Below are 11,045 nucleotides of genomic sequence, written 5' to 3'. Positions count from 1 at the left end.
GGACAGTACAATGAAAACCATGTTCAATACACCGCCCCTTTCGCCCGCCGACCCACCGGAGCAGACAGCCCGCGTACGCTTCACCGCCCTGTGCGCCGGCTATCCGGGCCGCCCCGTCCTCCACCAACTCGGCGCGGACATACCGAGGTTGGCCACGACGGCACTGGTCGGCCCGAACGGCAGCGGGAAGTCCACCCTGCTCGGCGTACTGGCAGGTGTGATCCGCCCGACATCCGGTGAGGTGCACCACGACGGAGGACTGCCGCCCGCGTTCGTACCGCAGCACGGAGCCGTCGGCGACACCTTGCCGCTCACCGTCCGGCAGACCGTGGAGATGGGACGCTGGGCCGAGCGGGGCCCCTGGCGACGACTGACCCGCCGGGACCACGCGACCGTGGAGGCCGCACTCGACCGACTGGGCATCGGCGACCTGACGGCCCGCCAACTCGGGGAACTGTCAGGCGGCCAGCGTCAACGCGCCCTGATCGCGCAGGGGTTGGCGCAGGAGTCGGACCTGCTGCTCCTGGACGAGCCGACCACGGGCCTGGACCCCGAGGCCAGGGAACGGATCGGGGCGCTGCTGACGTCACTGGTCGCGGACGGCGTGACGGTGATCCAGGCCACGCACGACCTGGAGGCAGCACGCACGGCGGACACGTGCGGGCTGCTCCGCGAGGGGCGCCTCGTCGGGTGGGGAGCCCCTGACGAGGTGCTCACACCGACGGCGCTGGCGCGGATGTGGTAGCCGTTGTGAGGGTCAGGCGGCCGCTCGGCCCGCCGCCGCGAACGTCACGAACCGCGTCCACTGGGTGCGCCCGACGGCGAAGTGGGGGCGGGTAACGTCTTTGGAGTCCCTTATGCAGATGGCCTGTTGGGTGATGGCAACCTCAACACAGCTGTCTCCCTGTGCGCTGCTGTAGCTGGACTTGAACCACTTGAGTTCGGACGTGCTCATAGCGCTCCTCGAATCCGCTCCAGCAGGCCCACGGAGTCCCTCGGCGAGAGAGCCTGCGAGCGCAGTCTCGCATAGCGCATGTAGAGCCGGCTGACCTGTTTCGGGTCAGCGATCAAGAGACCGCTCTCCTGCCCCTCGGAGTAACCGCGCCAATTCCCCTCCGGAGTTTCCAGCAACTGGATGGGCCCCGCCATGCACGCGTGGTGCTCGGAGTTCGTCGGCATGATCTGCAACGTGACATTTCTAGGGGCGCTCGCGTCAAGGACGTGGTCGAGCAGATCACGAGCCACGGCCGCTCCTCCCAGAGGCCGCATGAACACCGCCTCGTCAACGACGAAGTCGAAGGTCGTATTCGGGCGCTCCTTCAGAAGCAGTTGGCGTTCCTTACGGGCCCGGACCGTGGCCTCAAGGGCGTCGTCCGCCATGGGTGGGATGTCCTCTTCACAGAGGGCCCGCATGTACCCCTCCGACTGCAACAAACCCGGCACCAGGCGGCACTCATACGTGCACAGGCTCACCGCGACCTTCTCCAGCCGGGCCCACCGCCGGAACCAGGCCGCGAGCCCCGCCTCCCCCCGCGTCAGATGCCTGGCCGCCTTCCGTAACGCCCCCGTGTTGCCCAGTACCTCCTCCGCCCGCTCGACGAACGACTCGTCGGGCATCCGGCGTCCCAACTCCACCGACTCCACGGTGTGCTTGGAGAACCGGACCCGCGCCCCGAAGTCCGCCCTGCTGAGCCCGGCATGTTCGCGCAGGGCCTGGACGACGGCTCCGAACGTCCGCAGGCTGTCGGAGGTGTCGGGCTCGCGCTCCAAGTCGCAAGTCGTCACTTCACTGCTGCCCGTCATACGCGGCCACCTCCACGTGCGTACGCCCTCTGCGGTATCCCCGCGATCGACGCACCCAGAGTGACGTAAAGATCCACGTACCGTCTACAGAAAGTGTCCGTACGCTGACGCAGCGTACGGATCTCACCACTGGAACACGCCCCCGCACGCCTGCCACGGTTGCCCCATGAACGCCCCCACGCCCCAATCCTGCGCTACCGTACGCACGTTCGCGCAGCACCTCTCCTCCACCCGCCGCGGCGCCCGCCTCGCCCGGCTCCTCGCCGTGGAACGGCTGACAGCTTGGGAGCTGTCACCCGGAGTCATCGAGCGAGCGGAGCACGTCATCGCGGAGCTGGCGGCCAACGCGGCACAGCACGGCCGCACCCAGGGCCGCGACTTCCTGCTGGCCCTGACGCTGGACGAGGCGGTCGGCACCCTGCGCATCGCGGTGAGCGACACGCGAGGCGAGTACCGCCCGGCGATCCGCCCGGAGCGGGGTCCCGACGACGAGTCGGGCCGCGGCCTGCTCCTGGTCGACACGCTGGCCGACCGCTGGGGCACGGAGCCTCGCCCGCCTTCCGGCAAGACGGTCTGGGCGGAGATCGACGAGGGCGGCGAGCGGCTGGACGCACCTTCCGGTCAGTCCGGCACCCAACGCCGTTGAGGGGTCCAGGGACGGCACCGGGAGTTGGCTTCCGTCAGGCCGGAGTGACCTGCTGGGCCAGCAGCAGCGCGAGCGGACCCCCCTGAAGCAGGAAACGTCCCTCGATGGCGGCCCGGATCGCGTCAGGAATCGACCACCACATGAGCTTGAAGTCCGCTTCGCCGGGCGTGAGCTGCTGCGGACCGCAGGTGAGGTCTTCGGCCAGGAGAAGGTGGACGCGAGCAGTGGAGTTCAGGGAGAGGGCATACGAGCCGAGGGGCCGCCAGGTCTGGGCGGTGACGCCGGCTTCCTCACGCAACTCGCGCCTCGCACACTCTTCCGGTGTCTCGCCGTCCTCCCGTCGCCCCCCGGGCAGGAACATGTACTCGCCGCCATGCCTAGGGAATCCGGCGGTCAGGACGGCGACCATGCCGTCCGCGTCCCGGGCCACGATGACGGAGGCGTCACGCATCGCCCCCTGCTGGGATGTGTCGGTCATGGCCCGGGAGCGTAGCCGCCTACTCCGACAGCCAGGCCGCGAACGGCATGTCGAGCACGGCCGGGTGGGCAATGCCACGGTCGTGGTCGGCGCACATAATGATCAGCCATCTCCTTCTGCCGGTGAGTCCGTCGATCAGGCGACCGAGGTGTTCGTCCGCGTATACGAGCGCGGCGGCCTGAGACTGCCAGGAGTCGCCGCTGTCCCAGCGAGATCGCCGGGGCCCTCTGTCGGCGCCCCACCCCGCGTGTTCCCTGAACGGGTGTCATGCGTTCGCGGCGGCGGTTCCGTAGCGTTCTTCTTGCAGGGCAACCGGATGAGATTCAGGGGAACGGGGGAATCCGGGGGACGGGGGAAACGGGGGAACAAAGGCGAGCAGGCGATCGACGCAGAGCGGCTTCTGCACCGGTCGCCTCTCGTCGCCGTACCGTTGATGAGTCGTCGAAGAGAGCGCCGTGAACATCCTGGACCACGACAGGCAGCCGTTGCCCGGAAGCTTTTCGGACAGCGGTCCAAGCCGCGTGTCACGCGTCCGGTACCGCCGCGGAGCGGTAGCCGGTGATCTCGTCGGGCTTGATCAGGCCGTCCTCGATGGCCCGCGCGAGCATGTCCGCCTTGGTCGGTGCCGCTCTGCCGACATGGGCGTACTTCACCCGGGCCCGCTTGATGTACATGTCCACGGTGTGCACGGAAACGTCCATCCGGCGGGCGACCGAGGCCTTCGACATGGACTGGAACCACCACAGCAGCGCGGTGCGCTCCTGCTCGGAGAGCTTGGGACGCTGCGGGCTGCGGTCGCCGGCCAGGGCCCCGGCCACGGTCGGGGTGACGTACGGACGGTCGGCGGCCGCCGCGCGCACCGTGTGCAGCAGATGGAGCCGGCCCTCGTTCTTCGCGACGAACTCGCAGGCACCCACGTTCAGCACCCCCATGACCACCGCCTCCTCGATGAACTGGGAGAAGACGACGACCCGTTGACCGGCGGCGGCCAGCTCGCCGATGTCGTCGAGGATCAGCCGGCCGTGCAGGTTGAGATCCATGATCAGTACATCCGCGGCACCGGGCATCAGCCCCTCCGTGGTGTCGCCGGTGTGGACGAGCTCGATCCGCGGCTCCTCGGCCAGCCAGGTCTGGATGCCCTCGATCACCACCGGATGGTCGTCGACGACACCGACCCTGAGGGGGTTCATTGGATGCTCCACCGGGTCTCCACCCACAACTGATTCTCTTCCTCGTCGAACAACACGGATGTGGTGAGCGGGCTCGGCGCGTCGAGTCGGGTCCCCGGCTGGGCGTCGGCGACGACACTCACCACGATCTCGGCCGGGTGCGCCACCACGGTCAGCCTGGCCCGCGCCTTCGCCGACGCCAGCACCACCAGGGGCACCTCGGTCAGCGCCCTGCGGACGGGGACGGGGACCGGCGGCAGGACGCCGTAACTGATCAGGGTGACGTCGACGTCGCGCCGCTCGGCGATGTCGGCGCAGGCCCTCAGCTCGTGCAGCAGCGGATGCGTCGTGTCGTCCGTCTCGGCGAACAGCCGGCGCAGCCGGGCCGCCTCGATCGCGGTCGAACGGCGCACCGCGTCGTCGGCCGGATCGAGCCGGCCCTCGGCGAGCCCGAGCAGGAGCGGTTCGACGCGGTCCCGCAGATAGTCGTAGCGCCGCTGCCGCTCGGCGTGCACGGTCTCGTCGGAGACCGCGCGGGTCAGGATCTCGGCCTGGACCTCGGCCCGGCGCGTGGCGACCTGAGCCGCCAGGTGCAGCTTGCGGCCCATGAAGGCGAAGATCAGCTGAACGCCGGCCGTGGCGTAGGTGACGGTGATCAACCGCGCCCAGGTCACCCGGTCGTCCAGAGCGCCGTCCACGGCCAGGGCGATCACGGTGACCGAGGTGTTGACGCACGCCAGCGCGACCAGTTCGCCCAGCGGGCGCCGCAACAGCAGCAGCACCCCGAACCAGCCCACCGTGTTCCACGCCCAGCTGATGTCGCTGATCGCCTCACCGGCCGGATAGGTGGCGGTGGCGACGGCACCGGCCGCCACCGCCGCGGCGGCCAGCGCCCTGGCCGGCCGCGTTCCCAGGGCCGACCGCAGAAGCAGTACCGAACCGATCACCTCGATCACGGTGAGCGCCAGCCACGCGCTCAGGGCGGCCCACTGCGGTTCGTACCGCGGCCAGCCGCGCCGCAGGATCAGCACGTCGTAGACGAGGTGCATCAGGGCGACGATGACCACGACCGTGACACTGATCGCCCAGGCGTACCGGACCGCCACCAGTTCACCCGCCCGGTCGTGCGAGCGGCCCTTGGTCATGGGCGCCATCGCAGCAGCACCCGGGTGCCCGCTCCCGGGCTCGACACGATCTCCGCGCTTCCGCCCACGGCCGTCATCCGGCCCACGATCGACTCCCGTACCCCTCTGCGGTACGCCGGGACCGTGTCGAGGCCGAACCCCCGCCCCAGGTCGCGCACTTCGACGTCGACCCCCGCGCCGGCGGATTCGGCGACCAGCCGCGCGGTGTCGGTGCCCGCGTGCCGGGCCACGTTGGAGAGCGCCTCCGCGACGCTCTGCGAGATCTCCGACACCACACCGCGGGGCAGTTGCAGGGGCGGCACGTCGAACTCGACGGCCACCGTGGGCAGTCCGGGTCTCGGTGTCAGCACCACGGTGCGCAGTACGAGATCCAGTCGCACCGTGCCGTCCTTGCCGCCCTTGCCGTCTGTGCCGTCGTCATCCCTGCCGTCCGTGCCTTCCGGCTTGTCCTGTGCCTCGCCCTCGCCCGGGTGCGCCCCCAGGCCCTCGACGACCCGCAGGTCTGCCAGCGCGCGCCGCCGCAGTGAGGCGGACTCATGACTGACGCCTCCGGTGCTGACCATCGTGAGGGTCGCGAGCACGGTGTCGTGCAGACGGCGCTGCTGGTCGAGTTCGTCGGTACGGGCCGCCGACCTGGCCCGCTCGTCCGCCTGGACCGACGCCTGCCTGGCCAGTGCGGCGTCCGCCGAGCCGGCCGCCCGGTGCAGCAGTGCGAGCAGCGCTGCCGCGACCAGCCCTTGCAGCACCAGCACCACGGGTGCCTCACGGGACCCGGGGGTACCCAGCGTGTACATCGAGGCGACGAAGAGGATCGCCAGCAGCCCGAACGGCTGCCGGGTGACCAACTGGACGACGACGAGGGCACTGCCGACCACCGGATCGACCCAGCCCGTGCCCGCGCTCGCCGTCAGTACCTCGGCCGGCACCAGCCGCTCGTGCAGCAGGCAGAGCACGGCGATCGCCGCGAGGTCCGCCAGGATCAGCCATCGGCGCGGCCCTCGGCGCAGCAGCTGATGGCTGAACAGCGCGGTCCAGGCCAGCAGGGCGGCCACCGCGGGCAGGACCCACGCCGGGTCCGCGGGCTCCGCCAGGCCGATCAGCGCCACCGAGCCACCCACCAGGGCGCTCAGCACGCGGAGCAGGACCGAGATGGTCAGCATCTGGCGCTCGACGCCGAGCATCGCCGACCCGCCGGTCACCTCTGGTCCGTGTCCGACAGGCAGACCTCCGGAGCCCGGCGCACCCCTGCCCTGTTCCCTGGCCACGTCCCCGCCTTGCGCAGTACACCCCTACAGATGCCGAACGTACCGACACGCGCATGTGCTCGTGAAGGTGCTTTTGAGGCAACTGCAGGGGCGCGAGGCGTGAACCACCTGTCCGGAGCGGTGATCCAGGACAGGTGATCCAGGTTCGGTGATCCAGGAGTGGTGGTCAGGAGTGGTGGTCAGGGAGTTCAGCTGTGGGCCGGGCCCGGGACGGCGAGCACCTGGCCGTCGTGTTTCGGCCTGGCGAACTGGGTGCGGTACAGCTCGGCGTACCGGCCGCCCGTCGCCAACAGGGCGTCGTGCGTGCCCCGTTCGACGATGTGGCCCGCCTCGACCACCAGGATCAGGTCGGCGGCCCGTACCGTCGAGAGGCGGTGGGCGATGACGATCGCCGTCCGGCCCTCCAGGGCTTCCGCGAGCGCCTCCTGGACGGCCGCCTCCGAGGTGTTGTCCAGGTGGGCGGTGGCCTCGTCGAGGACGACCACGCGCTGGCGGGCCAGGAGCAGGCGGGCGATGGTCATGCGCTGGCGTTCGCCGCCGGAGAGCCGGTAGCCGCGCTCCCCCACCACCGTGTCGAGGCCGTCGGGCAGGGACCGTACGAGGTCTTCGAGGCGGGCCCGGCGCAGCACGTCCCACAGGGCGTCCTCGTCGGCGTCGGGCCGGGCGAGCAGCAGGTTGGCGCGCACCGACTCGTGGAACAGGTGACCGTCCTGGGTGACCATGCCGAGGGTGGCCCGCATCGACTCGGCACTCAGATCGCGGACGTCGACGCCGCCGATGCGTACGGAGCCCTCGTCGGTGTCGTACAGCCGTGGCAGCAGTGCGGCCACGGTGGACTTGCCGGCGCCGGACGAGCCGACGAGGGCGACGGTCCGGCCGGGTTCGGCGCGGAAGGAGATGCCGTGCAGGACCTCGGTGCCGGCCCGGGTGTCGAGCGCGGCGACCTCCTCCAGCGAGGCGAGGGAGACCTTGTCGGCTGCCGGGTAGCCGAAGCGGACGTCGGTGAACTCGACGGCGACCGGGCCCTCGGGCACCGCGCGGGCGTCCGGCTTCTCCGCGATCAGCGGCTTCAGGTCGAGCACCTCGAAGACGCGCTCGAAGCTGACCAGGGCGCTCATGACCTCGACGCGCGCCCCCGCCAGTGAGGTGAGCGGCGCGTAGAGACGGGTCAGCAGCAGCGCCAGCGAGACGACGGCGCCCGGCTCCAGGCTGCCGCGCAGGGCGAACCAGCCGCCGAGCCCGTAGACCAGCGCGAGCGCCAGGGCGGAGACGAGCGTGAGGGCCGTGATGAACGCGGTCTGCGCCATCGCGGTGCGCACCCCGATGTCCCGTACGCGGCTGGCCCGTGCCGCGAACTCCGCGGACTCGTCGTCCGGTCGGCCGAACAGCTTGATCAGGGTGGCGCCGGGCGCGGAGAACCGTTCGGTCATCCGTGTGCCCATCGCGGCGTTGAGGTCGGCGGCCTCGCGCTGGAGCTTCGCCATCCGCCGGCCCACCCGGCGGGCGGGCACCACGAAGACCGGCAGCAGGACGAGCGCGAGCAGGGTGATCTGCCAGGACAGGGTGAGCATCACGGCGAGCGTGAGCAGCAGGGTCACGACGTTGCTCACCACTCCGGACAGGGTGTTGCTGAAGGCGCGCTGGGCGCCGATCACGTCGTTGTTGAGACGACTGACGAGCGCTCCCGTACGAGTACGTGTGAAGAACGCGACCGGCATGCGCTGCACATGATCGAACACAGCTGTCCGCAGATCGACGATGAGGCCCTCGCCCAGCGTCGCGGAGAACCAGCGGCTCACCAGGCCGAGCGCCGCCTCGGCGAGCGCGATCGCCGCGATGAGCAGGGCGAGCCGCAGGACCGTGCCCTCGTCCCCGTGGGCCACGATCGCGTCCACCACGCGTCCGGCGAGGACCGGCGTGGCCACGGCGAGCAGCGCCGTGGCCACGCTGAGCACCACGAACTGCGCGATCCGGCGCCGGTGCGGGCGGGCGAATCCGGCGATACGTCGGAGGGTGGCGCGGGCGAAGGGCCGGCGCTCCCGTTGGGCGTTCATGACGCTGTACAGCTGCGTCCAGGCTGTCGTCTCCATACTCATGGGACCGACCGTAGAACCTCAAGCAATCTTGAGGTCAAGGGAGCCCGATGACACTCACCGAACAGATGACTCTCACCGAACAGAAGTCCCTCCCGCTGACCGTCTCTCCGCCCCTCCCTCTGACGCCTTCCGGCGGGCCGGCCGACTCGATGCCGTGCGCAGGGTGTCAGCCGCCGTCCCCGTGTCCGCAACCCCCCGTTGGTGCGGCGTGGAAAGCCTCTCCGGGTGTGACGGTCGAACAGCTTCCCCAGCGCCTCCCCGGGCGCCTGCCGGTCCGGCAGGTCCTCTGCCTGCTCCCGCTCGCCCTCGTGGCCGTGGTCGCGGTGCGGCACCGGTCCGTGCTCGCGGACGGCTTCGGCCACCTCGCCTCGGCGAAGTGGCCCTGGCTGCTGGCGGCGGCCGCCGCCACCTGTCTGACCTGGGTGGCGGCCGCCGTCACCCGGCAGGGCGCCCTCGTCCAGCGGCTCCCCCGGCGCCGGCTGCTCGCGACGCAGTTCGCGGCCGGTGCGGCCAACCACCTCCTGCCGACGGGGCTGGGCGCGAGCGCCGTCAACCTGCGGTTCATGACGGTGTGCGGGGTTCCGCTGGCCCGTTCGTCGTCGGCTCTCGCGCTCTATCTCCTTGCGGAGTCCGTCGCGCGGGTCGGGCTGCTGCTGGCCCTGCTCATCGCCTTCCCCGACGCGCTGCGGATCGGCGTGCTCCTGCCGGCCGGCGCGCTGGGCCCGCTGCTGCTCGCGATCGGCGGGGTGGCGCTCGTCGCGGTGGCGGCCCTGCTGCTCGTACGGCGGGTGCGTACCGCCGTGTTCGGCTTCCTGCGGACCGCGCTGGGCGAGGCGCGGTCGGTGCACACGCGGCCGGCTCGCGCGCTGGCGCTGTGGGGCGGCTCGTTCTCCTTCCCCCTCTTCCAGGCGGCCGGGCTGGCCGCGGTGGGCCAGGCCCTGGGCCTCCCGGTGGCCCCGCTGCACATCGCGGTCGCCTACCTGGCGGCCACGGTCGCCGTCGCGCTGGTGCCGACGCCGGGCGGGATCGGCTCGGTGGAGGCCGCGCTGATCGTGGCACTGGTCGCGGCGGGCGGCCCGGTCGCGCTCGCGACGGCTGTGGTGCTCGCCTACCGCATCATCACGGTGTGGCTGCCGCTGCTGCCGGGCGCGCTGACGCTGGGCGCGCTCGTACGGCTGAAGGTGATCTGAGCCCGGCGGGCCCGGCCTCGACCCGCCCCCGACCCCGACCGATTTCGTGTCCGCGCCCGGGTGACTCGGGAGTAACCTGCTGGCGTCGCCTCACGAAGGGGTCCGCGCGATGCCGGTCAGGATCGAACGCCAGGAGTACGTCACCACGGTCGTCCTCAGCCGTCCCGAGGCCCGTAACGCGGTCGACGGCCCCACGGCGGACGAACTCGCCGACGCCTTCCGAGCGTTCGACGCCGACGAGTCGGCCCGGGTGGCGGTGCTGTGGGGCGAGGGCGGCACCTTCTGCGCGGGGGCCGACCTCAAGGCCCTCGGCACCGAACGCGCCAACCACGTCTCCGAGGGCGGCGACGGGCCGATGGGGCCCACTCGGATGCGGCTGTCGAAGCCGGTGATCGCCGCGGTCGCCGGTCACGCCGTGGCGGGCGGTCTCGAACTGGCGCTCTGGTGCGATCTGCGGGTCGCCGAGGAGGACGCGGTCTTCGGGGTCTTCTGCCGCCGCTGGGGTGTGCCGCTCATCGACGGCGGAACGGTACGGCTCCCCCGTCTCATCGGCACCGGCCGCGCGATGGACATGATCCTCACCGGCCGTCCGGTGGCGGCTGCCGAGGCGTACGAGACGGGTCTGGCGAACCGGGTCGTGCCGGCGGGCCGGGCCCGCGCGGAGGCGGAGGCGCTGGCCGCCTCGATCGCCCGGTTCCCGCAGGCCTGTCTGCGCGGCGACCGGGGTTCGGTCCTCGACCAGGAGGGCCTGACCGAGCGGGCCGCCATGCGCGGCGAGCTGCGCCACGGGATGGGCGTGCTGGCGGAGAGCCTGGAGGGGGCGGCGCGGTTCTCCGCGGGAGCCGGGCGCCATGGATCGTTCAGCGACTCCTGAGCCCCATGCGGTACGTGTGCCTCGCGAGGTACACGTGCCGACGCGTCCCGGCCGATCCCGGCCAACTTGGCGCACGGGCCGCAGAGCCCCGCCGACACCCTGCCCCGTCCCTCAGGCACCCCTCCGAGGCCCACAACGAGGCTGGCCCGGTTCCCGTACCGATCGGACAGGGCGTCAACAAGCCCAGAGACATACCGAGTTGGGGGCGTGGTCGGTGGGAGTTGGCCTGACCCGAGCGGCTCCGCCACGAAGCACCCCCGCGCATGTAGCAAGATGAGCCAGTCCCGCCGGTCGACGACACGCGTCGCGGCCGGGCGGGCGGCACATCCCGGAAACGAGCAGCAGGTGGCAACAAGGTGACGACACTTCACATGGCGGG

At 71.3% G+C, this 11,045-nt stretch carries 11 protein-coding genes; 4 read left to right on the top strand and 7 right to left on the bottom strand.

Translation table 11 applies throughout. From position 1 onward, the window contains the following. The first annotated feature begins 10 nt into the window (after positions 1-10). Positions 11-745 carry a zinc ABC transporter ATP-binding protein AztA gene (aztA, locus tag ACLVWQ_RS03100; protein WP_414106553.1) on the top strand — a complete coding sequence of 245 codons (735 nt, stop codon included), beginning with the start codon at positions 11-13 and terminating at the stop codon, positions 743-745. Positions 746-757: 12 nt separating this feature from the next. Here aztA and ACLVWQ_RS03095 read toward each other — a convergent pair whose 3' ends face one another. Next, positions 758-955 (bottom strand): DUF397 domain-containing protein, encoded by a 198-nt coding sequence (locus ACLVWQ_RS03095; protein ID WP_414106552.1) that lies wholly within the window; start codon positions 953-955, stop codon positions 758-760. After that, a complete protein-coding gene (locus ACLVWQ_RS03090) occupies positions 952-1,803 on the bottom strand; it encodes a helix-turn-helix domain-containing protein (RefSeq protein WP_414106551.1) in 852 nt (283 codons plus the stop codon). Before ACLVWQ_RS03090 ends, ACLVWQ_RS03095 begins: the two co-directional genes overlap by 4 nt. Before the next feature lie 166 nt (positions 1,804-1,969). On the opposite strand from ACLVWQ_RS03090, the gene ACLVWQ_RS03085 reads away from it, so the two are divergent. Next, positions 1,970-2,449 (top strand): ATP-binding protein, encoded by a 480-nt coding sequence (locus ACLVWQ_RS03085; protein WP_414106550.1) that lies wholly within the window; start codon positions 1,970-1,972, stop codon positions 2,447-2,449. A 34-nt stretch (positions 2,450-2,483) separates the two neighbouring features. Here ACLVWQ_RS03085 and ACLVWQ_RS03080 read toward each other — a convergent pair whose 3' ends face one another. From ACLVWQ_RS03080 to ACLVWQ_RS03060, 5 genes are all read right to left on the bottom strand, one after another. Further along, positions 2,484-2,927 carry an NUDIX hydrolase gene (locus ACLVWQ_RS03080; protein ID WP_414106549.1) on the bottom strand — a complete coding sequence of 148 codons (444 nt, stop codon included), beginning with the start codon at positions 2,925-2,927 and terminating at the stop codon, positions 2,484-2,486. A gap of 524 nt (positions 2,928-3,451) precedes the next feature. Further along, positions 3,452-4,117 (bottom strand): response regulator, encoded by a 666-nt coding sequence (locus ACLVWQ_RS03075; RefSeq protein ID WP_414106548.1) that lies wholly within the window; start codon positions 4,115-4,117, stop codon positions 3,452-3,454. Beyond that, positions 4,114-5,241 carry a hypothetical protein gene (locus ACLVWQ_RS03070; protein WP_414106547.1) on the bottom strand — a complete coding sequence of 376 codons (1,128 nt, stop codon included), beginning with the start codon at positions 5,239-5,241 and terminating at the stop codon, positions 4,114-4,116. Before ACLVWQ_RS03070 ends, ACLVWQ_RS03075 begins: the two co-directional genes overlap by 4 nt. Then, complete coding sequence (locus ACLVWQ_RS03065) at positions 5,238-6,440, bottom strand: sensor histidine kinase (protein WP_414106546.1); 1,203 nt, start codon at positions 6,438-6,440, stop codon at positions 5,238-5,240. Before ACLVWQ_RS03065 ends, ACLVWQ_RS03070 begins: the two co-directional genes overlap by 4 nt. A gap of 254 nt (positions 6,441-6,694) precedes the next feature. After that, positions 6,695-8,596: an ABC transporter ATP-binding protein gene (locus tag ACLVWQ_RS03060; RefSeq protein WP_414107370.1), complete on the bottom strand. Its 1,902-nt coding sequence runs from the start codon at positions 8,594-8,596 to the stop codon at positions 6,695-6,697. Positions 8,597-8,829: 233 nt separating this feature from the next. On the opposite strand from ACLVWQ_RS03060, the gene ACLVWQ_RS03055 reads away from it, so the two are divergent. Both ACLVWQ_RS03055 and ACLVWQ_RS03050 read left to right on the top strand, forming a co-directional pair. Further along, positions 8,830-9,792: a lysylphosphatidylglycerol synthase transmembrane domain-containing protein gene (locus ACLVWQ_RS03055; protein WP_414106544.1), complete on the top strand. Its 963-nt coding sequence runs from the start codon at positions 8,830-8,832 to the stop codon at positions 9,790-9,792. Between the two features lie 109 nt (positions 9,793-9,901). Next, complete coding sequence (locus ACLVWQ_RS03050) at positions 9,902-10,666, top strand: crotonase/enoyl-CoA hydratase family protein (protein ID WP_414106542.1); 765 nt, start codon at positions 9,902-9,904, stop codon at positions 10,664-10,666. Positions 10,667-11,045: the final 379 nt, after the last annotated feature.

Source organism: Streptomyces sp. CWNU-52B (genome assembly GCF_047444975.1).
Lineage (GTDB): Bacteria > Actinomycetota > Actinomycetes > Streptomycetales > Streptomycetaceae > Streptomyces.
This window is presented reverse-complemented; position numbering and strand designations above follow the sequence as displayed.